Annotated in this window: 31 protein-coding genes; 7 read left to right on the top strand and 24 right to left on the bottom strand. The window is 68.8% G+C overall.

The annotated features are described in order from the left end of the window. Positions 1 to 4 precede the first annotated feature (4 nt). The 11 genes from CAP40_RS03215 to CAP40_RS03165 form a co-directional block, all read right to left on the bottom strand. On the bottom strand, positions 5 to 412 hold the full coding sequence (locus tag CAP40_RS03215) for a hypothetical protein (protein WP_086127893.1): 408 nt from the start codon (positions 410 to 412) through the stop codon (positions 5 to 7). A 53-nt stretch (positions 413 to 465) separates the two neighbouring features. Then, a complete protein-coding gene (locus CAP40_RS03210; protein WP_086127892.1) occupies positions 466 to 999 on the bottom strand; it encodes a demethoxyubiquinone hydroxylase family protein in 534 nt (177 codons plus the stop codon). Beyond that, positions 996 to 1,481, bottom strand: coding sequence for a disulfide bond formation protein B (locus CAP40_RS03205; protein ID WP_086127891.1), 486 nt, complete (start codon positions 1,479 to 1,481; stop codon positions 996 to 998). Before CAP40_RS03205 ends, CAP40_RS03210 begins: the two co-directional genes overlap by 4 nt. Before the next feature lie 3 nt (positions 1,482 to 1,484). Next, positions 1,485 to 2,837 (bottom strand): S41 family peptidase, encoded by a 1,353-nt coding sequence (locus tag CAP40_RS03200; RefSeq protein WP_086127890.1) that lies wholly within the window; start codon positions 2,835 to 2,837, stop codon positions 1,485 to 1,487. Between the two features lie 66 nt (positions 2,838 to 2,903). Then, positions 2,904 to 4,076, bottom strand: coding sequence for a murein hydrolase activator EnvC (locus tag CAP40_RS03195; protein WP_086127889.1), 1,173 nt, complete (start codon positions 4,074 to 4,076; stop codon positions 2,904 to 2,906). Between the two features lie 4 nt (positions 4,077 to 4,080). Further along, complete coding sequence (locus tag CAP40_RS03190) at positions 4,081 to 4,503, bottom strand: 23S rRNA (pseudouridine(1915)-N(3))-methyltransferase RlmH (RefSeq protein WP_086127888.1); 423 nt, start codon at positions 4,501 to 4,503, stop codon at positions 4,081 to 4,083. Positions 4,504 to 4,530: 27 nt separating this feature from the next. After that, positions 4,531 to 4,839, bottom strand: coding sequence for a ribosome silencing factor (rsfS, locus tag CAP40_RS03185; RefSeq protein ID WP_137861951.1), 309 nt, complete (start codon positions 4,837 to 4,839; stop codon positions 4,531 to 4,533). An 80-nt stretch (positions 4,840 to 4,919) separates the two neighbouring features. Then, a complete protein-coding gene (locus tag CAP40_RS03180) occupies positions 4,920 to 5,588 on the bottom strand; it encodes a nicotinate-nucleotide adenylyltransferase (RefSeq protein WP_086127887.1) in 669 nt (222 codons plus the stop codon). Beyond that, complete coding sequence (locus tag CAP40_RS03175) at positions 5,585 to 5,872, bottom strand: type II toxin-antitoxin system RelE/ParE family toxin (RefSeq protein ID WP_086127886.1); 288 nt, start codon at positions 5,870 to 5,872, stop codon at positions 5,585 to 5,587. Before CAP40_RS03175 ends, CAP40_RS03180 begins: the two co-directional genes overlap by 4 nt. Beyond that, the gene (locus CAP40_RS03170) at positions 5,860 to 6,123 is read right to left on the bottom strand and encodes a CopG family ribbon-helix-helix protein (protein ID WP_086127885.1); all 264 of its coding nucleotides are present in this window, start codon (positions 6,121 to 6,123) and stop codon (positions 5,860 to 5,862) included. The genes CAP40_RS03175 and CAP40_RS03170 overlap by 13 nt, the downstream gene beginning before the upstream one ends. 31 nt (positions 6,124 to 6,154) lie before the next feature. Next, a complete protein-coding gene (locus tag CAP40_RS03165; protein WP_086127884.1) occupies positions 6,155 to 7,408 on the bottom strand; it encodes a glutamate-5-semialdehyde dehydrogenase in 1,254 nt (417 codons plus the stop codon). 50 nt (positions 7,409 to 7,458) lie between these two features. On the opposite strand from CAP40_RS03165, the gene CAP40_RS03160 reads away from it, so the two are divergent. After that, entirely contained in the window at positions 7,459 to 8,535 is a 1,077-nt protein-coding gene (locus tag CAP40_RS03160) for a DUF3667 domain-containing protein (RefSeq protein WP_086127883.1), read from the top strand. A gap of 28 nt (positions 8,536 to 8,563) precedes the next feature. Beyond that, positions 8,564 to 8,788 carry a hypothetical protein gene (locus CAP40_RS03155; RefSeq protein WP_086127882.1) on the top strand — a complete coding sequence of 75 codons (225 nt, stop codon included), beginning with the start codon at positions 8,564 to 8,566 and terminating at the stop codon, positions 8,786 to 8,788. A 70-nt stretch (positions 8,789 to 8,858) separates the two neighbouring features. Here the strand turns inward: CAP40_RS03155 and ftsH are convergent, their stop codons facing one another. The 5 genes from ftsH to ptsP form a co-directional block, all read right to left on the bottom strand. Continuing rightward, positions 8,859 to 10,820, bottom strand: coding sequence for an ATP-dependent zinc metalloprotease FtsH (ftsH, locus tag CAP40_RS03150; protein ID WP_086127881.1), 1,962 nt, complete (start codon positions 10,818 to 10,820; stop codon positions 8,859 to 8,861). Positions 10,821 to 10,888: 68 nt separating this feature from the next. Further along, entirely contained in the window at positions 10,889 to 11,890 is a 1,002-nt protein-coding gene (gene tilS, locus CAP40_RS03145; RefSeq protein ID WP_086127880.1) for a tRNA lysidine(34) synthetase TilS, read from the bottom strand. Then, a complete protein-coding gene (locus tag CAP40_RS03140) occupies positions 11,868 to 12,836 on the bottom strand; it encodes a tol-pal system YbgF family protein (protein ID WP_086127879.1) in 969 nt (322 codons plus the stop codon). The genes tilS and CAP40_RS03140 overlap by 23 nt, the downstream gene beginning before the upstream one ends. Positions 12,837 to 12,913: 77 nt before the next feature. Next, positions 12,914 to 13,840: a helix-turn-helix domain-containing protein gene (locus tag CAP40_RS03135; RefSeq protein WP_086127878.1), complete on the bottom strand. Its 927-nt coding sequence runs from the start codon at positions 13,838 to 13,840 to the stop codon at positions 12,914 to 12,916. 109 nt (positions 13,841 to 13,949) lie between these two features. Beyond that, positions 13,950 to 16,229: a phosphoenolpyruvate--protein phosphotransferase gene (gene ptsP / locus CAP40_RS03130; protein WP_086127877.1), complete on the bottom strand. Its 2,280-nt coding sequence runs from the start codon at positions 16,227 to 16,229 to the stop codon at positions 13,950 to 13,952. Positions 16,230 to 16,378: 149 nt separating this feature from the next. Between ptsP and CAP40_RS03125 the strand changes: the two genes are divergently transcribed. Together CAP40_RS03125 and CAP40_RS03120 are read left to right on the top strand one after the other, a co-directional pair. Then, a complete protein-coding gene (locus CAP40_RS03125; protein ID WP_218822100.1) occupies positions 16,379 to 16,735 on the top strand; it encodes a PadR family transcriptional regulator in 357 nt (118 codons plus the stop codon). Beyond that, entirely contained in the window at positions 16,735 to 17,694 is a 960-nt protein-coding gene (locus tag CAP40_RS03120) for a hypothetical protein (RefSeq protein WP_086127875.1), read from the top strand. Before CAP40_RS03125 ends, CAP40_RS03120 begins: the two co-directional genes overlap by 1 nt. Here the strand turns inward: CAP40_RS03120 and CAP40_RS03115 are convergent. From CAP40_RS03115 to CAP40_RS03100, 4 genes are all read right to left on the bottom strand, one after another. Beyond that, complete coding sequence (locus CAP40_RS03115; protein WP_086127874.1) at positions 17,691 to 18,431, bottom strand: TonB family protein; 741 nt, start codon at positions 18,429 to 18,431, stop codon at positions 17,691 to 17,693. The genes CAP40_RS03120 and CAP40_RS03115 overlap by 4 nt on opposite strands. Positions 18,432 to 18,470: 39 nt before the next feature. Further along, a complete protein-coding gene (locus CAP40_RS03110) occupies positions 18,471 to 19,457 on the bottom strand; it encodes a nitronate monooxygenase family protein (protein WP_086127873.1) in 987 nt (328 codons plus the stop codon). A 78-nt stretch (positions 19,458 to 19,535) separates the two neighbouring features. Further along, positions 19,536 to 20,315 carry a hypothetical protein gene (locus CAP40_RS03105; RefSeq protein WP_086127872.1) on the bottom strand — a complete coding sequence of 260 codons (780 nt, stop codon included), beginning with the start codon at positions 20,313 to 20,315 and terminating at the stop codon, positions 19,536 to 19,538. Positions 20,316 to 20,418: 103 nt separating this feature from the next. Continuing rightward, positions 20,419 to 21,699, bottom strand: coding sequence for an aspartate kinase (locus CAP40_RS03100; RefSeq protein WP_086127871.1), 1,281 nt, complete (start codon positions 21,697 to 21,699; stop codon positions 20,419 to 20,421). Between the two features lie 85 nt (positions 21,700 to 21,784). Between CAP40_RS03100 and ubiG the strand changes: the two genes are divergently transcribed. After that, positions 21,785 to 22,516 (top strand): bifunctional 2-polyprenyl-6-hydroxyphenol methylase/3-demethylubiquinol 3-O-methyltransferase UbiG, encoded by a 732-nt coding sequence (ubiG, locus tag CAP40_RS03095; RefSeq protein ID WP_086127870.1) that lies wholly within the window; start codon positions 21,785 to 21,787, stop codon positions 22,514 to 22,516. Here ubiG and CAP40_RS20700 read toward each other — a convergent pair. The 4 genes from CAP40_RS20700 to CAP40_RS03075 all read right to left on the bottom strand — a co-directional run bounded on the left by CAP40_RS20700 (position 22,513) and on the right by CAP40_RS03075 (position 24,237). Next, a complete protein-coding gene (locus CAP40_RS20700; protein WP_086127869.1) occupies positions 22,513 to 22,725 on the bottom strand; it encodes a DUF4287 domain-containing protein in 213 nt (70 codons plus the stop codon). The genes ubiG and CAP40_RS20700 overlap by 4 nt on opposite strands. A gap of 88 nt (positions 22,726 to 22,813) precedes the next feature. Continuing rightward, positions 22,814 to 23,398, bottom strand: a complete 585-nt coding sequence (locus tag CAP40_RS03085) for a hypothetical protein (protein ID WP_144034213.1) — start codon at positions 23,396 to 23,398, stop codon at positions 22,814 to 22,816. Positions 23,399 to 23,478: 80 nt separating this feature from the next. Further along, positions 23,479 to 23,850, bottom strand: a complete 372-nt coding sequence (locus CAP40_RS03080) for a tRNA-binding protein (protein ID WP_086127867.1) — start codon at positions 23,848 to 23,850, stop codon at positions 23,479 to 23,481. Positions 23,851 to 23,889: 39 nt separating this feature from the next. Further along, on the bottom strand, positions 23,890 to 24,237 hold the full coding sequence (locus CAP40_RS03075) for a GFA family protein (protein ID WP_086128424.1): 348 nt from the start codon (positions 24,235 to 24,237) through the stop codon (positions 23,890 to 23,892). 78 nt (positions 24,238 to 24,315) lie between these two features. Between CAP40_RS03075 and nth the strand changes: the two genes are divergently transcribed. Next, entirely contained in the window at positions 24,316 to 25,002 is a 687-nt protein-coding gene (nth, locus tag CAP40_RS03070) for an endonuclease III (protein ID WP_179187868.1), read from the top strand. Between the two features lie 30 nt (positions 25,003 to 25,032). After that, positions 25,033 to 25,734, top strand: coding sequence for a uracil-DNA glycosylase (gene ung, locus CAP40_RS03065; RefSeq protein WP_086127865.1), 702 nt, complete (start codon positions 25,033 to 25,035; stop codon positions 25,732 to 25,734). The last annotated feature ends 45 nt before the right edge of the window (positions 25,735 to 25,779 follow it).

The following is a 25,779-nucleotide window of genomic DNA, read 5'->3' as shown; positions in this document are numbered from 1 at the left end:
TGCCTCAGGGCAGCGGCAGATTCTCTTCGGCCTTCTTGCGGGCCCGGACATCGGCGCGGGCGATGGTCGCCTGGCGGACGAAGCAGCCGGTGCCGCCGCCGGCGCCGGTGGTCGAACAGCTGCCGGTGCCGAAATCGCCCGAAGTGAGCGCGTCCTGCGAACGCACCGCCCAGCTCTCGGTCTTCTGCGGCGGACCGGCCTGCTCGCGCAGGTTCGACGGGATACGATAGCGCTCGCGCTCGTCGAGGCGCTTGCAGACCACGATCTCCTCGCCGTTCGAGTTGGTCGGGCACTTGTCCTTGCCATAGATCACCAGCACGCCGTTCTGCGGCGCGTTCTGGGCCTGCGCGGCAGCGGGCAGCAGCACCGGAACGGCGGCAAGGGCGCCCATGATCATGATCCTGTTCAACATCGGCTTACTCCTGCTGTGTGCCGTGCCTGGTCCAAAACGGCTGAATGGGGCCTTTATATCCGTTTCGATATCGCAATGGCAGCGCGGCAGCCGGCACGGATCAATCCGGACAGCAGCGGATAGGCCGGGGCGTGCTCCGCGCCGTGCGCGAGCGCGGTATCGCGATGCTCGAGCTCCTCGTCGCGGAACTTCGCCACGGCTTCGGCGAGTTCGGGATCGCCCGTGCCGATCTCTTCGAGCTGTTGCTGATAATGCAGGTCGATCTCGGTCTCGATCGCGGCGGTGCAGGCCATCGCCGCCTCGGGCCCCATCGCCGCCGTGGCCGCACCCAGCGCGAAGCCGGCGATGTTCCAGAAGGGCTGGAGCGCAGTCGGCCGCACCCCGCGGTGCGCGATCATCGCATCGAAAAAGGCACGGTGGCGCTCTTCCTGGCTGGCCATGCCGGCGATCATCCGCGCCATCGGCGTGCGATCGCCCATCACGGCGAGCTGGCCGGCATAGATGCGCGTCGCGCCATATTCGCCCGCCTGGTCGACGCGAACCATCGAGGGCATCCCCTCGCGCCGATCGCCGGGCTTCCAGCTCATGCGCGGGTGCCCCTGCGGGTGGCAAGCAGGAAGATCAGGATCGCCCCGCCGAGCGAGAGGATCGCGTTGAAGCCGGCAAGGCTGATCCCGAACAAGGTCCATTGCGGCACGTCGCAGCGGATCAGCGGCCGGCGCAGCGCGTCGTTCAGCATGTCCATCGGACTGCCGCCATGCACCTGGGCGGTGCAGGCGGTGATGCCCTGCCACCACTTATACTCGACGCCGGCATGGAAGACGCCGATGCCGCCGCTGATCGCCACGGCCGTGCCGGCGAGCAGGACCAGCCCGAGCTGGGCACGGCGATCCTTCACCAGGAAGGAAGACAGCGCGATCAGCACCGCGGCATAATGCGGCCAGCGCTGCCACCAGCACATCTCGCACGGCACCAGCCCGAACAATTCGGAGAGGTGCGCGCCGCCGACCAGCGCGAGCGGAAGGAGGAGCGCGATCCAGCGCGCGATGCGGAGGCCGTCGTTGCGCATGGCTTATTTGCTCCGGGTCGCGGCAACCTGGGTCTTGGGACCGAGGCGGGAAATGGTCTGCAGCGCATAGTGCAGCTGGAAGTCGTCGATCCCTTCCTTCTTCAGCTGGTCCGCCGTCTTGGCGAAGCGCGGATCGGTGCGCTGATCGTCCTCGAGCACCGAATCGTCGACCTTGTCGTTGTTGATCAGATGCGCGCGCAGGTCCGCCTCGCGGATCGAGGGCCGGGTCTTGTAGTCGGGATCGGTGAGCTGCGGCACCAGCAGGTCGGGCTTGATGCCGCCTTCCTGCACCGAGCGCCCCGACGGCGTATAGTAGCGCGCGGTGGTGAGGCGCAGCGCCGCGCGCGGGCCCATCGGCAGGATCGACTGGACCGAGCCCTTGCCGAAGCTGCGCACGCCCATCACGAGCGCGCGGTGATGGTCCTGCAGCGCGCCCGCGACGATTTCGGAGGCGGAGGCGGTGCCCGCGTCGATCAGCACGACCACCGGCAGGCCCTTGGCGAGGTCGCCCGGAACCGAGACGATGCCCGGCTCGCTCACATCGGCATACCAGCGCTCGATATCGGTCTTCTCGCGGCCGCGCTGCGAGACGATCTCGCCATGCGACAGGAATATGTCGGACACTTCGATCGCCTGGCTGAGCAGCCCGCCGCCATTCTCGCGCAGATCGACGATATAGCCGAGCGGCTTGTGGCCCAGCTTCTTGTCGATCTCCTGGATCGCCTTGATCGTGTCCGCCCCGGTCTGCGCCGTGAAGGTGTTGATGTTCAGGATGCCGACGCCGTCCTTGACGTCCCACTTCACCGGCTTCTGCACGATGATCTCGCGCTTCATGGTGAAGGTGAGCGGCTTGTCGGCGCCCGGGCGGATCACCGTGAGCGTGACGCTGGTGCCCGGCTTGCCGCGCATCTTCTCGATCGCCTCGTCCAGGCTGCCGCCGACGATGAACTTGCCGTCGATATGGGTGATGAAGTCGCCCGATTTCATGCCGGCGCGCGCGGCCGGCGTGTCCTCGGTCGGGGCCACCACCTTCACCGCCCCGTCCTCCTGGGTGACGGTGAGGCCGAGGCCGCCATAATTGCCGTCGGTCTGGATCTTCAGATTGTCGAAATCGAGCCCGTCGGCATAGCTGCTGTGCGGATCGAGCGCGGCGAGCATGCCCTGGATCGCACCCTTCATCAGCGTGGCGTCGTCGACCTTCTCGACATAATTCGCCTTCACCTGGCTGTAGACTTCCATGAAGGTATCGAGCTCCTTGAAGCTCGAAGTATCCACGCCGGCCATGGCGCCGGAAGCAACGGGAACGAGCGCCAGCGCGCCGACCGCCGCGGTGACCTGAAGGAACGAACGAAGCATAGTTACTTTCCGGAAACGCGTTCGAGGATCAATCTAGGACGGGATCGCGGCAAATGCACGGCACAATCAGCCGAGCAGACGCGCCAGGTCCATGGGCTCGCCGCGACGACGGAGCTCGACGGTGATGCGCGGCGCGTCACCGCCCGGGACGCGGCCGATGCGCGCGCCCTGTGCCACATGCTCGCCGACGCGGACGCCGGTGCCGCCCAGCCCGGTGACCGAGCTGGTCCAGCCATTGCCATGGTCGATGATCACCACCCCGCCATAGTCGCGGAACGGGCCGGCGAAGAGGATGCGCCCGGCCGCGGGGGCGACGGCGTCGCTGCCGGCCGCGCAGGCGAGCGTGACTCCGCGCGCACGCACGCCGGTGGGGGACAGCTCGCCCATGCCGGTGACGACCGCGCCGGCGACCGGCAGGATATAGGGCGGGCCGGCCTTGCGCGCGGGCGCGGCGACGGCACTGCCGGGGCGCGGCAGCGGGCCGGGAAGCATGGCGAGATCGGCCTGGATCCCCGCGGCCTGGCCCGCCGTCTCCATCTGGTCGGCGATCTCGCGGGCGCGCTCGCCCAGCGCGATGGCGCGGTCCGATTCGACCAGCGCGCTCGAGGCGAGCTGGGCGGAGCGGGCGCGGTGGTCCGCCTCGAGCCGGACCAGGGCGACCCGCTCGTCCTCGATCCGGCGCCGCGCATCGCGGAAGCTCGCGACCGCGGCGAGCGCGTCGGCCCGCAGCGCCCGGACGCGGCCAAGCTCCGCGCGCACGTCGCGAGTGCGGGCCTCGACCACGGGCATCACCGTGCCGAGCACGGCGCGGACATGGACCATGTCGCTGGTCGACCCGGGCTGGACCAGGCCGAGCACCGCCGGGCGGCGGGCCATCGACTGGAGCGCGGCGATCAGGCGCAGGATCGGCCCCTGGCGCTCCGCGACGCGCGTGCGCTGCGCGGCGAGCTGGCGATCGACGATGCCGATGCGCGCGCGGGCGGCCGCGATATCGGCCTCGGCCATCTTGATCCGCTCGGCGGCGGCGGCTTCCTGCGCCCGTGCGCGGGCGGCCTGGTCGCGCTCCGAGGCAGCCTGGCGCTCGAGCTGCGCGCTGCGCGCCTGCGCGGCCCGGCTCTGGGCATTGGCCTCGCGCAGGCGCCCCTGCTGCTCGCCAAGGCTCGGCGCCTGCGCCGCGGCGAAGCTGCCGGTGGCGAGGATCGCCAGCAGGCTGGCGCCGAGGATCAGCGGGCGGAGCACGGGCTCAGCCTTCGCGATGATAGGGGTGGTTGGCAAGGATGGAAGTGGCGCGCCACAGCTGCTCGGCGAGCATCGCCCGCGCCAGCATGTGCGGCCAGGTGGCTCGGCCGAAGCTGAGCAGGAGATCGGCCTGGGCGCGATCGGCATCCTCGAACCCGTCCGCCGCGCCGATCAGGAAGCGCGCCTCGCGTACCCCGTCGTCGCGCCACGCACCCAGCCGCTCGGCGAGCACGCGCGAGGGCAGGTTCTCGCCGGTCTCGTCGAGCAGGACGATCCGGGTGCTGCCCGAAAGCTCGGGAACCTTGCCGCCCGTATCGGGCAGCTCGGTCATCCTGGTCGGCCATTGGATGCGCCGGAGATAGCGATCGACCAGCTCCGCCTCCGGGCTGCGGCCGATCTTCCCGCGCGCGACGATATGGAGCTGCATCGCCCGTGCCGCCCCCTTGCTAGCGGATCACGCCTGGCCGGCTTCGCCGAACGACCACATCCGCTCGAGATTATAGAAGCTGCGCACCTCGGGGCGGAACAGGTGGACGATCACGTCGCCCGCGTCGATCAGCACCCAATCGGCGGTGGGCAGGCCCTCCACGCGCGGGGTGCGGCCGAACTCGGCCTTGATCTTGTCGGCGAGCTTCACCGCCATCGACGCGACCTGGCGCGTCGAACGGCCGGATGCCACGACCATATAATCGGCGATGCTGCTCTTGCCGGCGAGCGGGATCGAGACCGTCTCGACCGCCTGATCGTCGTCGAGCGACGCCATCACGAGCTGGCGCAGCGCCTCGGTGCCACCAGCGGCATCGGACGAACGCAGAACATTGGACGATGTGGCCAAGGGGCCTCCTAGGGTTGCAACTTGTCTGTGCGAATTTGTTGTGGAGACGACGCGGTAGCTTCTCCCATCAAAGTTACACTTTGACGGGCACCCGCATAACGCCGGTGCCAGGCGGGATCGGCGGCCCGAAGGCTCGTCGCCGAAGTCGGATCGGGGCGGAAGCGCAACAGCACGAGGGCCGGCAATCTCCAACGCGTCCAGTTCTTCGCCTGGCCTGCGGGCCGCACAGCGCGCCGCAGCCAACCCATTGCAGGACTTGCATGGGCCTCGCGATCATACCCCGGACGCGCGATCACCGCAATCGGAACCTGCTCGGCAATATCGCGCCAGCGCTCCCATTTGTGGAACTGGGCCAGATTGTCCGCCCCCATCAGCCAGATGAAGCGATGGCGCGGGAAGAGCCGCGGCAATTTGCGGATCGTGTCGGCGGTGTAGCGGGTCTTGATCCGCTTCTCGATGTCCGACACGCGGATCGGCGCATGCCGCGCCATGCGCTGGGCCGAGGCCATGCGCGCCTTGAACGGCGCCATGCCGGCCTTGTCCTTCAGCGGATTGCCCGGCGAGACGAGCCACCACACCTCGTCGAGCCCCAGCGCGCGGACGGCGTGGAGCGAGAGCTTGCGATGTCCCAGGTGCGCCGGATTGAACGAGCCGCCGAGCAGGCCGATGCGCTTCATGGCTCGACCAGCCAGTCTTCGCGCTCATGATGCACGCGCAGAACCTGCACTGCCGCTTCCGTCGCGCGGTACAGGATCACGTGCGGCGTATCGAGGACGCGCAGAACCCGCAGACCATTCTTCAACGGGCGTCCCGACCGGGGAAAATTCGCGAGAAATGCGGCGCGACGATAGATCGCCGTCAGCGTCGCGACGGCGGAACCAGGCGTCGCATTCTCATCGAGCCAGGCTTCAATCCTGCGAATGTCATCCCGTGCAGGTACCGTCCAGATCAGGGCCGGCATCGAGCCCGGTGCTTTTCGATCATCTGCTCGAGTTCCGCCATGACTTCGGCATGCGGCACGACTTCATCGCGCTCGGCGGCATCGATCCCCACCTGCACAAAGGCCATGAAGTCGGCTTCACTCTCCGCAACGCGCCGGATCGCCTCGGCAGCGAAATCGGCACGGGTTCGACCCTGCGCGGCCGCAACCTTGTCGACAAGGTCCAGCGTCTCGTGATCGAGACGCGCGGTAACGACGGCGGATTTGCTCATGCCACTATTGTATACATTCGTATTCAAGAGTTCAAGGCCGCGCCTGGCCCGTGCCGCGCACCACCCATTTATAGGTCGTCAGCCCTTCGAGCGCCACGGGTCCGCGCGCGTGGAGGCGGCCGGTGGAGATGCCGATCTCGGCGCCCAAGCCGAACTCGCCGCCATCCGCGAACTGGGTGGAGGCGTTCCACATCACGATCGCGCTGTCGACCTGCGCCAGGAAGCGCTCGGCAACGGCAGCGTCGGCGGTGACGATCGCGTCGGTGTGATGCGAGCCGTGCGCGGCGATGTGCGCCATCGCCGCATCCACCCCGTCGACCAGCTTAACCGACAGGATCGAATCGAGATATTCGGTGTCCCAATCCTCGGCATTGGCGGCGACCGCGCGCGGCTCGATCGCCCGGATCTCCGCATCGCCGCGCAGTTCGCAGCCGGCATCGGCCAGCGCGGCCAGCACGGGCCGCGGATCGGCGAAGCCACGGTCGATCAGCAGCGTCTCGGTGGCGCCGCAAATGCCGGTGCGGCGCATCTTGGCATTGCGCGCGAGATCCCGCGCCATGGCGGGATCGGCGGCACCGTCGATATAGGTGTGGTTGAGCCCGTCGAGATGGGCGAGCACGGGGACGCGCGCCTCCGCCTGGACGCGGGCGACCAGGCTCTTGCCGCCACGCGGCACGATCATGTCGATCGCCCCCTCGGCGACGAGCATCGCGCCGACCGCGGCGCGATCGGTGACGGGGACGAGCTGCACCGCATCCTCGGGCATGCCGCCCTCGGCCAGGCCACGCGCGAGCGCCGCATGGATCGCGCGGTTCGAGCGGATCGCTTCCGAGCCGCCGCGCAGGATCGCGGCATTGCCCGCCATGGCGCAGAGCGCGCCGGCATCGGCGGTGACGTTGGGCCGGCTCTCATAGATGATGCCGATCACGCCGATCGGCACGCGAACGCGGGTGAGCACCAGGCCATTGGGCCGCTCGACCCGGTCGATCACGTCGCCGACCGGATCGGCGAGCGCGGCCACCGCCTCGACGCCGGCGGCCATGGCCTCGATCCGCCCGGCATCGAGCTTCAGGCGATCGAGCAGCGCGCCCGACAGGCCATCGGCTTCGGCAGCGGCCATATCCTCGGCATTGGCAGCCTGGATAGCCTGGGTATCGGCCCGGATCGCGGCGGCGGCGGCGCGCAGCGCGGCGGCCTTGGCCGGGGTCGGCATGGCGGCGAGCTGCACCGCGGCGCGACGGGCGCGTTGGGCCATCCGGGCGATCAGGGCTGCGGTGTCGGTCATGCTGCGCTTGCGCCTAGCACGTGCAAGATCAAGCTGATAGGTCCGGCGCCATGTCGGGGGGAATCGAAGCAGCCGGGGAACTGGCGACGGGGGCGTTGCTCGGCCGCGCGGTCGAGCCGCGGGCGGGCGAAGGGCATGGCGCGGCGGGCGATGACGGGCACGGCCTGTGCCTCAATTGCGGCACGGCGCTGATCGGATCGCATTGTCATAATTGCGGCCAGGCGGGGCATGTCCATCGCTCGCTTTCGGCGATCGGGCACGACATCCTGCACGGCGTCTTCCATTTCGAGGGCAAGCTGTGGCGCACTCTGCCGATGCTCGCCTGGCGGCCCGGCGAGCTGACGCGGCGCTACATCGCCGGCGAGCGCGCGCGCTTCGTATCGCCGATGGCGATCTTCCTCTTTTCGGTCTTCGCGATGTTCGCGGTCTTTTCCTGGGTGGGGATTTCGGCGCCGACCGAGCTCAATGCCGGCAACATGAAGCCCTTCGCCGCGATCGACTATGCCCGCAAGGATACGCAGGCCAAGCTCGACAAGGCGCAGCGAAAGCTCGCCGCGGCCACCGACGAGGAGGACAAGGCCGAGTATCGCGAGCGCATTGCCGATGCCCAGCAGGGGCTGGCCGGGCTCGACAAGGCGGCGAAGTCGCTGGGCGGCGGCCATCTCGACGCGTCGGCCGCGCAAGCCCATACCGGCTGGCACGCGCTCGATCACGGCATCGAGAAGTGGCAGAAGAACCCGGCGCTGATGATGTACAAGCTCCAGTCGGCCAGCTACAAATTCTCCTGGCTGCTGATCCCGCTCTCGGTGCCGTTCCTATGGGCGCTGTTCTTCTGGAAGCGGCAATACAAGCTCTACGATCATGCGGTGTTCGTCACCTATTCGATCACGTTCATGTCGCTCTTCTACATCGTGGTGGCGATCGTCGCCGCGGCCGGGCTGGGCGGCGGCTGGCTGGCGGTGGCGGCGCTCGCGCTTCCTTTCGTCCATGTGACGCGCCAGCTCCAACAGGCCTATCAGCTGGGCTGGTTCTCGGCGTTCATGCGCGCCTGGGTGCTGACCTTCTTCATCACCTGGATCCTGGCGATCTTCGTGCTGATCCTGGTGGCGCTGGGGCTGTTCGGGTGAGCCAGGCGCCGCGAAGGGATCGCTGAGGATGGCAGCGGGGGCCTGCCATATCTGCAAGCGCCCGCTCGACGTGCAGGACGATCTCCTGTCCGCCGATTGCGGCGGTGATTGCTGGGGCTGCGTCGGCTTCATCGAATATGAGATGGCCGCGCTTCGGGATTTCGAGGATCGGCTGTCCACACTCCAGATCGAGCATGAGATACGGGAAGGTTTCCGGGAAGCGGACGGACAGACGAAACGCCCCAACGCCTGACATTCCCTCCAAAGAAAAACCCTCCCCCGATCGCTCGGGAGAGGGTTTTCGTTCCGGCCGATCGTCCGGCTCAGGCGCCCTGCGGCGCCGGCTGGCCGAACGGCCCCTTGGGCTTGCGGATCTTGGGGATCGAGGTTCCCGCCACCGAGACCGGCCGCGCGGCGGCACCCGGATCCTCGCGGCCGAGATCCTCGCCGGCGATCAGCCGCTTGATCTCCTCGCCGGTCAGCGTCTCATATTCGAGCAGCGCCTGGGCGATGGTGTGGAGCTGGTCGATATGGTCGGTCAGCAGCTGGCGGGCACGGCCGAGGCCGCGCTCGACGAAGCGCTTCACTTCCATGTCGATCAGCCGCGCCGTCTCGTCCGACATCGGCTTGGCGCGAGAGATCGCATAGCCATAGCTTTCGTCGCTTTCGGAGAAGTCGAGCGGCCCGACTTCGTCCGACAGGCCCCATTTCGTCACCATCGCGCGGGCGAGACGCGTCGCCTGCATGATATCGTTCGAGGCGCCCGACGAGACCTTGTCATAGCCGAAGATCAGCTCCTCGGCGATACGGCCACCGAATGCGACGGCGATATCGGCATGCATCTTGTCGCGGTGATAGCTGTACGAATCCCGCTCCGGCAGCGGCTGGACCATGCCGAGCGCGAAGCCGCGCGGAATGATCGTCGCCTTGTGGATCGGATCGGCGGTCGGCTCGTGCGCGAACACCAGGGCGTGGCCGGCTTCGTGATAGGCGGTCATCCGCTTCTCGTCGTCGGTCATCACCATCGAGCGGCGTTCGGCGCCCATCAGCACCTTGTCGCGCGCATCGTCGAACTCCTGCGCCGCGACCAGCCGCTTGCCGCGGCGGGCAGCGAGCAGGGCGGCCTCGTTGACGAGATTGGCGAGGTCCGCGCCCGAAAAGCCCGGCGTGCCGCGTGCGATCACCCGCGGCTCGACGTCGGGCGCCAGCGGCACCTTCTTCATATGGACCTGGAGGATCTTCACCCGGCCTTCGATGTCCGGACGCGGCACCTGGACCTGGCGGTCGAAGCGGCCCGGGCGCAGCAGCGCGGGATCGAGCACATCGGGGCGGTTGGTCGCCGCGATGATGATGATGCCTTCGTTCGCCTCGAAGCCGTCCATTTCGACGAGCAGCTGGTTGAGCGTCTGCTCGCGCTCGTCATTCTGGTTGCCGAGGCCGGCGCCACGCGAGCGGCCGACGGCGTCGATCTCGTCGATGAAGACGATGCACGGGGCCGACTTCTTGGCCTGCTCGAACATGTCCCTGACACGGGACGCGCCGACGCCGACGAACATCTCGACGAAGTCCGAACCCGAAATGGTGAAGAACGGCACGCCCGCCTCGCCGGCGATGGCGCGGGCGAGCAGCGTCTTGCCGGTGCCGGGCGAACCGACCAGCAGCGCGCCCTTGGGGATCTTGCCGCCCAGACGGGCGAACTTGGTCGGGTCCTTGAGGAACTCGACGATCTCCTGCAGCTCCTCGCGCGCCTCGTCGATGCCGGCGACGTCGTCGAAGGTGACCTTGCCTTCCTTCTGCGTCAGCAGGCGCGCGCGCGACTTGCCGAAGCCCATCGCGCCCGAGCCCGAGCCCTTCTGCATCTGGCGGATCACGAAGAAGGCAATGCCGAGCATCAGCAGGAACGGCAGCGACTGGTAGAGAAGGTAGATCCAGATGTTCGGACCTTCCTCGGCGCGGGCCGAGACCCTGACGTTCTTCGCGAGCAGCGTCCCGATCATCGAGGGATCCTCGGGCGCGTTCGTGCGGAACTTGCCGCCGTTCGACAGTTCGCCGCTGACCACGCCGGTGGCACGCGAGATGTTCACCGACTTCACTTCGCCATTGTTCACCTTGGCCATGAAGTCGGAATAGGCCACGGCATCGCCCGGCGCGGTGGCGTTGCGATTGTCGAAGATCGTCACGAACAGGGCCAGCGCCGCCAGGATGCCCACCCAGATCAACAGGCTCTTCATCCAGGGGTTGCTGCCCCCATTGTCGGGGCCCTGCTGCTTGTCGTTGTCGCTCATGCGGATTCGGTACCTTTCCGCTGCCCAAGATAGGCACGGCCAAGTTAATGGCAATGGAACAGCGTCGATCAGTGTGATCGACGCGGTGGCGCCAGCGCGAAATGCCAGATAGCAGCCTTCGCCTTCCCGATCACTTCCGCAATCGTACCGGTGCCTCCGGCATCGAGCGCGGCGAGCAGCGGGTCGAGCCCGGTCTCCCGCCAATCGGGGCCGAGGCCGTGCGCGGCGCGGACGGTCGCCACCGCCCGCTCGACGAGGCGGCGGCGGAGTTCGCGGGGCAGGCCGCCGGGATCGAGCGCAACCGCACCGCCCTCGGCCACCGCGCGCGCGCGCCATTCGCGATCGGCGATCCAGGCCAGCGCGTCCTCGGCATCGCGCAGGTTGCGCGCGGCGGCGGCAAGCCGATCGGCGGGCAATTCCCCCGCCCGTGCCAGCAAGGCGCGGATGCGGGCGCGATCGAAGCGCGGATCGGCGTTGGAGGGATCGCGCACCGGCACGATCCCCGCATCCGCGACGAGCGCCTCCAGTTCCGCCCGCGTCCAGTGGAGCAGCGGGCGGATCAGCGTGACGCCGCCGAGCGGCCGCGCCGCCGCCATCGCGGCCAGCCCGCCCACGCCCGCACCGCGCCGGGCCCGCATCAGGAAGGTCTCGGCGACATCGTCCTGCTGGTGCGCCGTCGCGAGCCAGGCGGCCCGGCCCGCCGCCCAATCGGCGAGCAGCGCATAGCGCAGCGCCCGCGCGCCCTGCTGGAGATTGCCGGCAACGGGCATTTCCCCGGCAAGCGTCTCGTGCGGGACCTCGATCCGATCACATAGCTGCCGGACGAGCATCGCTTCCTGCGCCGCTTCCGGGCGCAGGCCATGATCGACGGTCGCCGCGACCACCGCACCGGGAAAGGCCGCATGGGCGAGCAGGAGCAGCGCCAGGCTGTCCGCCCCGCCCGAGACGGCCAGGGCCAGAGGGCGCCCCTCGCCGAGGGCGCCGCCGGTCAGCGCCTCGCAATCCCGGCGGAAGCGCTCGACCTTCTCCCGGTCGGGCGCCGGCCGGTCACTTGCACTTCTGGCTTGCACGGCCCTCCGCCACGCCGGTCTTCATCTCGATCGAAAGCTTGTCGCCATATAGCTGGTCGAGCTCGGTATAGACCTTGCAGACCTCGGTGGCGGGCTTCTTCAGCTTGATGAGCGCCTGGGCTAGATAATAGAGGCTGTCGGGCGCCCGCTCGCCCTTGGGGTTCTTCTTGTAATTCTCGTAAAAGGCCACCGCCGCCAGGCTGGGCGCGCCGCTATCGAGATAGGCGCGGCCGAGCAGGTTCTGCGAATAGCTGGCGCGGCGATGCGTCGGATATTTGGTCGCCACCGCCTCGAGCTCGCGGCGCGCCTCCGGATAGAGCTTCGCCTGCCACAGGCGGAAGCCATAGGTATAGCCGTCCTCGGCGGGATCGCCCGTATTGGGCTTCTCGATCGCCGCCACCTGCTGGGCGCGCGTGCCGGTGGGCTTGGGCGTGGCGGGCGTCGTGGTGCCCGCGGCCGGAGGCGGCGTGGCCGGGCGCGTGCCGGTCGCGGGCGGGCGGATCGCCGCGCCGGCGGTATCGCCCGGCACCGTCGTGTCCTCGCCGCCCAGCGCGGCATTGGCGGTCGCCCGGTCCTCGATCCCCTTGATGCGCGCATCGGTGCCGCGCTTATAGGCGGCGAAGGCATCCTCGAGCTGGCGCAGGCGATACTGGCCCTGCTCGACCTGGCCGGTGAGCGTGCGCAGCTGCTCCTCGATCGCGGTGACGCGCTGGGTCAGGTCGATCAGCGGCGTGCCCGACGGCGTGCCGGGCACGCTGGTGCTGGTCTCGGGCGTGATCTGCGGCTCCACCGTCTGGCCGGCGCCGCCCGGGAACACCTTGCGCTGCACGGCGCGCATCTCGCGCTCGAGCCGGTCGACGCGCCCGGAGAGCGCGGAATCCTGGGCCTGGGCGGTGCCGGCGCCGAAGACGATGGCCATTGCAGTGGCGGCAAGAAGAAAACGCATCGATCACACCCCCCGGTGCAGGTCAGACATGGAGAATTCGTCCGCTATAGCCGGGAGGCCGCACGCCTCGCCAGTCCTTACGGCGCGCTGTTGCCAGTGCTCGTCGCAGCCGGTTCGACGGGCGTCGGCGCCGGCGTCGCGACCGAGAGGCGCGCGGCCGGACGCTCGCGGCGCGCGGTCGGCCCCACGGCGGCCGGTGCGGCCGGCGTCGGCGAGGCACCCGGCTGGCCGCGGGTGCGCAGCGCATCGGCGCTCACCTCGACATCCACCGTCGTGCCGGCGCGACCGAGCGGATCCACGTTCGAGCCGTTGAGCGTCACCTGGATCTTCTCGGGACCGCCGGTGCGGATGCGCGGATGATCGGCATCGGCCGGCACGTCGTAGCGCTCGCCGGGCGCGAGTTCCTTCTCGACGAGCTTGGTGCCCTTGGCATCGGTGACGCGGATCCAGACGGTATCGAGCGCGATCAGCGAGACCTGGCCGCCGGCGGCCGCCACGGGTGCGGCGGCATTGGCGATGCTGGCATTGTCGGCCGCGTTCGCCACCGGCTCCTCGGTCGCCAGCGTCTCGGGCGCGGGCGCGCTGCCGCGGAACAGGTCGGTGCCGTAATAGAGCACCCCGCCCACCACCAGCAGCAGCGCCAGGACGACGCCGAAGATGACGATCCCGCGCGGCGGCACCCGCGCCGGATCGCTGGTCTCATAGGCAGGCACCGGCGCGGCGCGCTCGGGATTGCGGTGGAGCTCGGTGCGCAGTTCGCGCGCGATCATCACTTCGTCGGCGCCGACCGCGCGGGCATAGGCCTTGGCGAAGCCCAGCGCATAGGTGATCGATGGAAGCCCGGCATAATTGCCCTTCTCGATCGCCTCGAGATGGCGCTGCGGAATGCGGGTGCGCGCGGCGATCTCGGGAAGGTCGAGGCCCTGGGCCTCGCGCGCGGCACGCAGCTTCTCGCCCACGCTGGCGGGAAACAGGGTCGGGTCTTCGGCGGCTTCGCCTTCCATCCATACTCTCCGGGCGGAAGGGTTGCGCCCGTTGCTCCCGCCGACGGCTGAAGCTGTCGTTCACCAAGCCCCGCCTGTCAACGCCGGCCAGGGTGATTTTGCCGGCAGATCAGGCCAGTTCGACGGAATGTTCGCTCGCCCATGCCTCCAGCTGGTCGCGCAGCGAGCTGCCCGGATCGGCCAGCATCCCGGCCATCGCCGTCATCAGCGCGCCCCGATCGACCGAGCGGACCATCGCCTTGATCGGCCCCACCGCGGCGGGCGTGATCGACAGGCGATCGATGCCGAGCCCGAGCAGCGCCAGCGCTTCCAGGGGCCGCCCGCCCATCTCGCCGCACACGCCCACCGGCACGCCGCCCGCCCGGCACTGGTCCGCCACGCGCTTTAGGAAGCGCAGGATCGACGGGCTCAGCCAATCATAGCGCAGCGCCAGCTTGGGGTGCGCGCGATCGGCGGCGAACAGGAACTGGGTGAGGTCGTTGGTGCCGATCGACAGGAAGTCGAGCCGCGGCAGGAGCAGGTCGAGCACCTCCGCCAGCGCCGGCACTTCGAGCATCGCGCCATAACGGATCTCGGTCGGCATCTTGCGGCCGCGCGCGGCCAGCCAGCTGCGCTGTGCCTCGAACAGCTCGCGCGCCGCATCGAACTCCCAGGGCTCCGAGACCATCGGGAACATGATGTTGAGCGCGCGGCCGGCGCCGGCCTCGATCAGCGCGCGCGCCTGCGCCTTCATCAGGCCGTCGCGATCGAGCGCGAGGCGCAGCGCCCGCCAGCCCATCGCGGGATTCTCTTCCTCGCCATCCTCGTCATGGTTGAGATAGGGCAGCGCCTTGTCGCCGCCGATATCGACGGTGCGGAAGGTGACGGGGCGGTCCCCCGCCGCATCCAGCACATCCTTGTAGAGGCGGCGCTGCATCTCGCGCTGGGGCAGGGTGGCCGAGACCAGGAACTGGAATTCGGTGCGGAACAGGCCGATGCCGTCGGCGCCGGTAAGGTCGAGCGCGGCCATGTCGTCGCGCAGGCCGGCATTGACCATCACCGTCACGCGGTGGCCATCGGTCGTCACCGGAGCGACGCCGCGCATCTGGGCGAAGGCGGCGCGGCGCTTCTGGCTGAGCTCGAGCTTGGCCTCGAACGCCTCCTGCATCGCCTGGGTGGGGCGGACGAACAGGCTCTCCTCGCTCGTGTCGAGCAGCAGCATGTCGCCCTCGGCGATCATCTGGCGGATGTTGCGGACCCGCCCCAGCACCGGCACGCCCATGGCGCGTGCGACGATGGTGACGTGCGCGGTGAGCGAGCCTTCCTCCAGCACCACGCCCTTCAGGCGCCGGCGATCATATTCGAGCAGTTCCGCCGGGCCGAGGTTGCGCGCGATCAGGATCGAATCCTGCCGCAGCCCCATCTGCGCCGCGGTGCCGAGCTGGCCCGAGACGATGCGGAGCAGCCGGTTGGAGAGATCCTCCAGATCGTGCATCCGATCGCGCAGCAGCGGATCGTCGATCTCGCGCATGCGCTGGCGGGTGCGCTGCTGGACGCGCTCGATCGCCGCCTCGGCGGTGAGGCCCGAATCGATCGCCTCGTTGATCCGGCGCGACCAGCCTTCGTCATAGGCGAACATCTTGTAGGTCGCGAGAATCTCGTCCTGCTCGCCGCCGCCGCCGAACTCGGCCTGGCTCGCCATCCGGTCGATCTGCTCGCGCATCTTGTCGAACGCGGCATAGACGCGGTGGCGCTCCGCTTCGGTATCCTCGGCGACGGTATGCTCGATCACGATGCGCGGCTGGTGGAACACCGCGACGCCGGCGGCCATGCCGTCGACCAGCTTGAAGCCATGGCCCAGCTCGGGGGCGGTCGACTGGAGCCGGGTGGAGCCGCCTCCACTCGCCGGATCGATCAGATCGGCATTGGCGATCAATTCGGAAAGCACCATCGCCACGGTCTGCAACGCCTCGATCTCCTCGCTCTCGTAGCGGCGCGATTCGGCATGCTGCACGGCGAGCACTCCCACGGCCCGCTCGCGCCGGATGATCGGCACGCCGGCAAAGCTGTGGAACGCCTCCTCGCCCGTCTCGGGGCGATAGGCGAAGGCGGGATGCAGCTCGGCCTCGTCGAGGTTCAGTGTCTCCACATTCTGGGCGATGGTGCCGACCAGACCCTCGCCCAGCGCGAGCTTGGTGACGTGGACCGCCTCCTGCGCGAGGCCGCGCGTCGCGAACAGCTCGAGCAGCCCCTCGCGCAACAGATAGATCGAGCAGACCTCGCTCGACAGCGCCTCGCCGATGATGTTGACCACCGAATTGAGCTTCGATTGCGCCGGGTTGCGCGACGCCATCACGTCGTGGAGGCGCGTCAGTATCTCACGGGCCGAGGCGGCTGCGGAAACGGGCATGGATGCGCGCTAACAGATTGTGTTCGCATGCGCCATGCACCGGCGAAACAAGTGCGGGCCGCCCCGGATCGCGAACCTCTGCGAAACGATCCTCGAGAGCGCTTGCGGCCTCATATACTGTGTGCTACATAGTATGTGTCATACACGATATGAGGCACAGGACGATGCCGGTCGAGGAAGACCTGTTCGAGAAACTGCGCGTCGAGCTGCGGCGCGGATCGCTGGTGCTGGCGGTGCTCGGGGCACTGCGCGAGGAGCGCTACGGCTACACGCTGCGCACCAGCCTGGAGGAAGCGGGGCTGCCGATCGACGAAGGTGCGCTCTACCCGTTGCTCCGCCGGCTGGAGGCGCAGGGGCTGCTCATCAGCGAATGGCGCGAGGAAGCCAAGCGCAACAAGCGCTTCTACCGCCTCACGCCCGACGGCCTGCACGTGCTCGGCCAGCTTCTCGCCGAATGGAATGCGATCTCGGAATCGATCCTGCGCCTCACCGAGGGAGAAAAGTGATGGACCTCATCGAACGCTATCTCGGCGCGGTGCGCTGGAACCTGCCCTCGGCCAAGGCCGACGACATCGTCGCCGAGCTGGCCGACCTGATCGCCGCCCGCATCGAGGATCGCGAGGAAGCGCTGGGCCGCTCGCTCGACAAGGACGAAGTCAGCCGGCTCCTCAGGGAATTCGGCCATCCGCTCACCGTCGCCGGCCGGTATCACGACCGGCAGGTGCTGATCGGCGCGGAACTGTTCCCCTTCTACTGGTTCGTGCTGCGGATCCTGCTGGCGGTCTTCGCGGTGATCGAAGCGGTGAAGATCGCCGGGCGGATCGCGGTGGGCAGCGAGCCCTTCTTCCACGCCCTGTCGCAAGGGCTGGGCGATGCCGCGAATACGCTGCTGACCATCGGCGCACTGATCACGCTGGCCTTCGCGGCGATCGAGCAGGCCGGCTGGCTCGACGCCTATCTCGCCCGCTGGAAACCCGAGGAACTGCCCGATCTCGGCAAGCTCCGCCTCGACCTGCCGCCGCGCAAGCGCTGGGAGCCGGTGTTCGAGATCGCCTTCGGCATCGGCTTCCTCGCCTGGTGGGCGGGCGCCTTCACCATCCCCTTCTTCCCGCACGACGGCGGGACGGCGATCACCGCCGCCCCGGTCTGGACGACGCTCTACTGGCCGGTGGTCGCCCTGGTCTGGGTGCGGATCCTGCTGAGCCTGGTCGGGTTCCTCCGGCCGGCCTGGAAGCCGCTGCGCGCCGTGCTGATCCTCGGCAGCACCGCCGGCATGCTCGCCATCGCCGCGGTGCTGCACGCGGCGGAGCGGATCGTGATCGTTGCCGGCACCGATGCGGACAAGGTCGCGAAGATCCAGCAGAGCCTCGACAAGAGCCTGGAGATCGCGGTGGTCGTGGTCGCGGCGATCTCCGCCTGGCAATGCGTGAAGGAGCTGTACCAGCTCTACAAGGAACGCCGCTAGGGCCGGGGCTCGCGGTTGCGGAAGGCGACGGGGACCGCCACCCGGCCACCGGCAACGGCCTGGCCGTCGAGCATCGGCGGGTTCACGCGGAAATCCGCCGCGGCCTCCAGCGCCGCCTTGCCGAAGCCATAGCCTTCCGGCGTCTCACGCAGCACCGCGCAGTCGGCGAGCCGGCGCGAGGGCAGGACGCGGCAGGCGAGGAGCGCGCCACCGCTGACGCCTTCATACCGCGCGCGCGGCGGATTGTGCTTGCCCAGCAGCCGCTGGCTGGGCACCTCGGCCCAGCTTGCCGGAAACAGCCTGCCCTCGCCGTTCGCGCTCGCGGGCATGGGCGCCGGCAAAGGCGGAAGGACGGCCGGTGGGGCAACGGGCGGCCGCGCGCCCTCCGCCGGGCCCGCGCCATCGCCCGCGAGGGCACCGGTGGCCGATCCCATAGATATCGGCGATACGGGCCCGCTGGCCGGCGCCGCCACGACCGGGATCACCGCGACCGGCGCCGCCGCGGGCCCGGATCCCGCCGGGCGCAACGGCTCCGCCGGCGGCGCATCGGCATCGGGCGGCGGCAGCGGCACGAAAGCCACCTGCGTCGCCGGCGCGGGCGGATCGCGCAGGATCCGCACCCTGATTCCCTGCAGCAGGACGGCCAGCGGCAGCGCAGCGAAGGCGAGCGCCAGCACCATCGCCAGCGCCCGATGGGACGCGCTCAGCCGGGCGTGCGGAGCAGGAGAGCTGGCCATGGCCGCCAGCCTCCCATGCCCCCGCCCGCGCGGCAAGCCTCAGGCCGCGCGCTTCTCCAGCGCATGGGCGGCTTCGGCCATCAGCGTCGCGATGATGTCCGCGACCGGCTCTTCCTTCGTCACCATGCCGACCGACTGACCTGCCATCACGCTGCCATGCTCGACATCGCCGTCGATCACCGCGCGGCGCAGCGCCCCGGCCCAGTAATGCTCGATCTGGAGCTGCGCCTCCGCCATCTCGACCTTGCCCTCGTCGAGCAGCTGCGCGACTTCGCGCTGCTTGGCGGTGAACAGCTCGCCGCCGGCATTCTTGAGCGCCCGCACCGGGATCACCGGCAGGCGCGGATCGATCTGCACGCTGGCGGTGGCATCGCGCGCCGAGGCGCGGATGAAAGCCTTCTTGAAGTTCGCATGCGCGATGCTCTCGGTCGCGCAGACGAAGCGCGTGCCCAGCTGGACGCCGGCCGCGCCCATGTCGAGATAGCCGGCGATCGCCTCGCCCCGGCCGATGCCGCCCGCGACGAACACGGGCACCTGCTCGGCCACTTCGGGCAGGATCTCCTGGGCGAGCACGCTGGTCGAGACCGGACCGATATGGCCGCCGGCCTCCATGCCCTCGACCACCAGCGCGTCGACCCCCGAGCGGATCAGCTTCTTGGCCAGGCTGAGCGCGGGGGCGAAGCAGATCAGCTTCGCGCCATTGGCCTTGATCGCGTCGAGCGAGCCCGCCGGCGGCAGCCCGCCCGCGAGGACGACATGGCCGACGGCATGCCGGTTGCAGACCTCGATCAGCTCGAACAGCTGCGGGTGCATGGTGATCAGATTGACGCCGAAGGGCCTCGCGGTGAGCGCCTTGGTGCCGGCGATCTCCGCGTCAAGCAGCTCGGGCGTCATCGCGCCGCAGGCGATCAGGCCGAAGCCGCCGGCATTGGAGATGGCGGCAACCAGGTTGCGCTCGGACACCCAGGACATGGCGCCGCCCAGGATGGCGACCTCACTACCTAAAAATTCGCATCCACGCGCCATCCGGCGCTTCAATCTTTCTTGTCCGATCGTCATGGATAGCGGCCTAGCCGTGCCGGGCGCCTCGGGGCAAGCCCGGCGTTACTTCCTGACCTCGACGGTATAATATTCGATATCGACGAATACCCAGACGCCTATCAGGCTCTTGCCTCCCAGCCGGGGCGGTCGCAGGAGGAACTGCCAGGACGCCTGCAGCGCTGCATTGCCGAAGCCGGACCCGGCCGGCGACTGGCCGATGATCTGGCAATCGACCACCCGGTAGCGCGGCGCCGTCCTGCAGGCGAGCTTGCCGATGCCGGTCTTGATCCCGTTGCGCGGCCGATAGAATTCGAGCTCCGCATTGGTCGGCTTTCGATACCATTCCACGCCATAGAGCGGCTCGCCATTGGGCGCCTTGCCCACGACCGGACTATCGTCCGCATGCCCGCCGCCGCCCGTGTTGGCGTTCGCATTGTCGGACGCATCGGCATCGCTCGCGCGCGACGGCACCTTGGCGATGTCGCCCTGCCGATAATCGTTGCGGCTCAGCTTGAGGAAAGTCGGCGGCCCCACCGGCACCGGCGTCTCGACCGGCACGGGCACCGGCGGCGGCGGCTGGGTCTGGGCCGGGGCGCGCTGCGCCTTCGCCGCCTTCTTCTGCTGCTGCTTCTCGGCCGGCTTCTTGTCGGGGCTGTCCTCGCCCTTCGACGCCTCGATCCCGAATACGGTGGTGCGCCCGCCATCCTTGCGGCCCGGCACCGGCGGCACGAAGAAGAGCAGGAGCAGCACGAGCAGCAGCTCGATGGCGAGCGCGAGCAGCAATGCGGCGCCCCGCCTGCGGAGCAGTCCCGAATCGGCGAAGGGACGGGAAGGCCACCGCATCACGGCTTCGCCCCAACCATTGCCGCGCGGCGGCGGCGCGACCGAAACATGGCAGCATCGCGCCGCATGTTACGACATGTTGCCGCCGCGGCGGAAAAGCGGATCAGGCCGCTTCGTCGGTCGCGTCGAGGCCATAGGCGGTGTGGAGGATGCGCACCGCCAGCTCGGTCTCGTCCTCGTTGATCAGGACGCTGACCTTGATCTCCGAAGTGGTGATCGCCTGGATGTTGATTCCGCGCTCGCCGAGCGTCTTGAACATGGTCGCCGCCACGCCCGCATGGCTGCGCATGCCCACGCCCACCACCGAGATCTTGGCGACGCGCGTGTCCTGCAGCAGATCGGTGAAACCGATCGAGCCCTTGGCCTGGTTGAGCGCCTCGATCGAGCGCGCCAGATCGGCCGCCGGCACGGTGAAGGTCACGTCGGTCGCGCTTGCCGAGCCCGTGCTCTGGTGCGCGATGTTCTGGATGATCATGTCGACGTTGATGTTGGCCTCGGCCAGCGGATTGAAGATCGTCGCCACCGCGCCGGGCTTGTCGGGCACTGCGGTGAGGGTGATCTTCGCTTCGTTCTTGTCGTGCGCGATGCCGGTGATGAGCTGGCTTTCCACGTCCTGAATCTCCTCTTCGCCCACGATCATCGTTCCGGGCAGCGTGTCCGCCATCGGGGCATCGTCGCCGGTGAACGACGACAGCACCTGGACGCGGACCTGTTCCTTCATCGCCAGGCCCACCGAGCGCGTCTGGAGCACCTTGGCCCCGACGCTGGCAAGCTCCAGCATCTCCTCGTACGTCACCTTCTTGAGCTTGCGGGCCCGGGGGACGATGCGCGGATCGGTGGTGTAGACTCCGTCCACATCGGTATAGATGTCGCAGCGATCGGCCTTCACCGCCGCCGCCACCGCCACCGCCGACGTGTCCGACCCGCCGCGCCCGAGCGTGGTGACCCGGTTGCTGCCGTCATTGGCGATGCCCTGGAAGCCGGGGATCACCGCGACCTCGCCGCGCGACCAGCCGGCTTCGAGCCCGGCGGAATCGATCGAGCGGATGCGCGCCTTGGCATGCGCGGCATCGGTGTGGATCGCCACTTGCGAGCCGAGCCAGGAACGCGCGGGCACGCCGATCGCCTGGAGCGCGACCGCGAGCAGCCCGGAAGTGATCTGCTCGCCGCTCGACACGACCACGTCATATTCGCGCGGATCGTAGAGCGAGCTCGCCTCACGGCAGAAATTGACCAGCCGATCGGTCTCGCCGGCCATGGCCGAGACGACCACCGCCACCTGGTTGCCGGCTTCCCATTCGCGTTTGACCCGCGCCGCGACGCTCCGGATGCGCTCGATGCCAGCCATCGAGGTGCCGCCGAACTTCATCACGATACGCGCCATGGATAAAGAGCCTGTCTGCTTTGCGGGCCTGGGTCCCCGCGCTCGCGGGGATGACGATGATGGGGCGCCCTGATAGGAGCGGCGCATGGCAAGCGCAACCAAAGCTACGATTGACCCGCGTGAAGCTGCGCATTTCGGCAAGCTGGCGGCGGACTGGTGGAATCCGAAGGGCTCCTCGGCGATGCTGCACCGGCTCAATCCGGCGCGGCTGGGCTATGTCCGCGCCGCGGTCGATGCGCATTGGGGCGGCGATTCCACGCGCTTCACGCCGCTGGCCGGCAAGACCGCGATCGATGTCGGCTGCGGCGCCGGCCTGCTCGCCGAACCGCTCGCCCGGCTGGGGGCGACGGTGACCGGCATCGACGCCGCGCCGGAGAATATCGGCGCCGCCCGCGCGCATGCCGCCACCACGGGGCTCGCCATCGAATATGTCGCCGGCGGGATCGAGGGCCTGCCGGGACGCACCTTCGACCTCGTCACCTCGATGGAAGTGATCGAGCACGTCACCGACCCGGCGGCGTTCGTCGCCGCGCTGGCGGGCGCGCTGGCCGAGGGCGGGCTGATGATCCTCTCCACCCCCAACCGCACGCTCGTCTCGCACCTGGCGATGATCACCCTGGCCGAGGGCGCGGGCGCGATCCCGCCGGGGACGCACGACTGGCGCAAGTTCCTCCGCCCCGAGGAGCTGGAGGACCTGCTGGTCGCCGCCGGACTGAAGGTGATCGACCGCACCGGCCTGGGCTTCTCGCCGGCGCGCGGCTTCGTGACCGGCACCGGCGAGGCGCTGAACTATCTGGTCACGGTGGTGCGGGCCTAGCCCTTGTCCGCCGCCAGCACATGGGCGACCACGGCATTGGCATGCCCATGGCCCATGCCGTGCTCGTCCTTCAGCAGGGCGACCAGTTCCATGTGCTTGGCCGGCAGCGCCTTGCGCACCAGTTCCTGCCATTCGCCGATGGGCCGCCCATATTTCTTCTCGATGGACGGGAAATAGTAAGCCGGTCCTTTGATGGGTTCGTCAGCCACGCGGTTCGCTCTCCGGATGTTTATCGTCGGGACGAACTGGCCCACGCATGGCCGCGACGCAACCGCGACTTTCCCTTCCACGCGCGGCTCAGGGCTTCTGGCCGAAGTCCAGCACCGCCATCGCGCCGATGTCGAGCGTCTGCCTGGCGGTGTTGAGGTGCAGCGCCGCGGCAAGCTCGCCCTTGGCATAGTCGCGATCGGCATGGCCGGCGACCTTGTAGAGCTTCCACTCGGGCCCGACCGTGACGCCCTCGCCGAACAATTTGGTATAGGGTGCCGCGGCTAGCTGGAGCTGGGCCGAGGCGATCGTCGCGGTGGCGGCGCCTTCGGCCGGCTTTTCCACCCGGGCGTAGAAGGCGATGAGCAGCTTGTCGCCCCTTTTCACTCCCGCCTGGAGCGGCGTGTTGACCCCGACGCTCCAGGCATTGCCGCCCCCCGGCGTCTCGACCCGGATCGCCTTGCCGAACTGGACCTTGGCATCCCTGATCGACGCCGGCTTGGCCCCGCCCGGCAGGCCATAGACCTGGAAGCTGTCCGGATCGGCGTTGTTGAGTATCCCGGGCTCCGCCGCCGGCGCCGCGTCCTGCGCGGCGAGCGGGGCGGACCCCATTGCCGGAATCGATATTGCCGGAACCGACAGGGCCATGGCGGCGAGCGCCAGTCGCTTGGTCATATTTGCCTCCCCCACATTATTTTGCGGCGAGGCTATGCCTGTGTCCGGAACGTTTCAACGAAAAATGTTAACGCTACCGGTCAGAAGAGCCGGCCGCCATCGGGCACCGGCCTGGAGGGATGGAACAACACCACCTTGCCGGTCTCATCGGGAAAGCCAAGGGTCAGCACTTCGGACATGAACTTGCCGATCTGGCGCGGCGGGAAATTGACGACCGCGGCGACCTGGAGCCCCGGCAGTTCCTCCAGCGTGTAATGCTCGGTGATCTGCGCCGAGGAGCGCTTGCGGCCGATGGTGGGGCCGAAATCGATCAGCAGCTTGTAGGCCGGCTTGCGCGCCTCGGGGAAAGGCTGCGCCTCGACGATCGTGCCGACCCGGATGTCGACGGACAGGAACTGGTCGAAGCCGATCGTCTCGGCGGCCGGGGCGGCGGGATCATGGGAAAGGTGCATGCCGATCCTCTGCCACCGCCGCGCCGCCAGGGCCAGCGCTCAGCGGCTCGCCCCGTCATAAAGCTGCACGTTGAGGGCATCGAGGTCGATCCCGTCGGCGCAGCGCAGGTTGATCTCCACCATCGGTCCGCTCGGCCCCTGCCCCTCGGCAAAGGGCGCGACGCCGCAGTTCCTGCAGAAGTGATGATCGATGACGTGATGGTTGAAGCGATAGGTCGCCACCGCATCGCGCGGGGTGTGAAGGGTGAACCGCTCCGGCGTGGTGAAATGATGGAGCGGCGCCTTGCGGCGGCAGATCGAGCAATTGCATTGCATCGCCTGGCCGGGCGGGTCCTCCGCGACCGTGTAGGCGATCGCGCCGCAATGGCAGCTTCCAGTGAACGGCATCGGCTCTCCTCCTGTTGCCACGGACAATGTGCAGGCCCGCCCATTGCCATCGTTCTTATTTTGTTCCAATCTGCCGCCATGCAATCGGGCTTCGGATTCTGCGGGCACGACGACATCCAGCGCTGGCAGCGCGCGCTGGAGCCTATCCGCGCTTTGGCCGGGCCGCTACCCCGCCGCTCGCCGATCGGGGCGCTGGTCAAGTCGATGATCAGCGGGCGGACCCGGGACGCGGTGTCGCTGGCCGCCTATGACCGGCTCGTCGCCGCGTTCGGAACGCCGGCCCGGGTGCTCGCCGCGGGCCCGGCGGAAGTGCTGCGCTGCATCGGCGCGGTCACCCATGCCGAGGACAAGGCGCGTTACGTCACCCACGCGCTCGGGCGGATCGCGGCGGAACGCCGGGGGTTCGATCTCGGCTTTCTCGGCGACCTGCCGCTCGACGACGCGCTGGCCTGGCTCGAGCGGTTGCCGGGGGTCGGCCGCAAGGTCGCCGCCGCCACGCTCAATGCCAGTACGCTCGACCGCCCGGTGCTGATCGTCGACAGCCATGTGCTGCGCGTGCTCCAGCGCACCGGCTTCGTCCGCCGCGGCGCCGAGGGCCGCGCGGCGAGCGAGGCCGTGACCCGGGCGATGCCCGAATGGCGGGGCCGCGACTTTCTCGACTTCCATATCGGCACCAAGAAACTCGGCCAGACGCTGTGCCGGTTCGATGCCACCGACTGCGCGCGCTGCCCCTTGCGGCGCGATTGCCGCGCGCGAGGCAATTGACAGGGCGGCGCCGCTTTCGGACAGGAGGCCATGGCCGAGGTGAAACTCCATCCGAGCTGGCTCGAACCGCTGCAGGGCGAGTTCGCCGATCCGTACATGGCGGCCCTCCGCCAGTTCCTCGTCGCCGAGAAGGCGGCGGGCAAGCGCATCTTCCCGGCGGGCAGCGAATGGTTCCGCGCGCTCGACCTGACGCCGCTCGAGGGCGTCCGCGTCGTCATCCTCGGCCAGGATCCCTATCATGGCGAGGGCCAGGCGCACGGGCTGTGCTTCTCGGTGCGGCCCGGCGTGCGCACCCCGCCCAGCCTGGTCAACATCTACAAGGAGATGGAGGCCGATCTCGGCATCCCGCCGGCGCGGCACGGCTTTCTCGAACATTGGGCCGGGCAGGGCGTCCTCCTTCTCAACGCGGTGCTCACCGTGCAGATGGGCATGGCCGCATCGCACCAGGGGCGCGGCTGGGAGCGGTTCACCGATGCGGTGATCCGCCTCGTCAACGCCCGCACCGAACCGGTGGTCTTCCTGCTCTGGGGCAGCCATGCCCAGAAGAAGGCGGCGTTCGTCGATTCGATCGATCGCGGCGGCCGCCATCTGGTGCTCAAGGCGCCGCATCCCTCCCCCCTTTCCGCCCATTCGGGCTTTTTCGGCAGCCGTCATTTCTCCAAGGCCAACGAATTCCTGAAGAGCCGGGGCATGAAACCGATCGACTGGGCGCTGCCGCCACTACAGGACTAGATTACACATATACGACAGGATGACTTGGTCCCGCGCTTGACTTAG

Origin of the sequence: Sphingomonas sp. IBVSS2, assembly GCF_002127225.1 — a bacterium.
GTDB lineage: Bacteria > Pseudomonadota > Alphaproteobacteria > Sphingomonadales > Sphingomonadaceae > Sphingomonas.
This window is presented reverse-complemented; position numbering and strand designations above follow the sequence as displayed.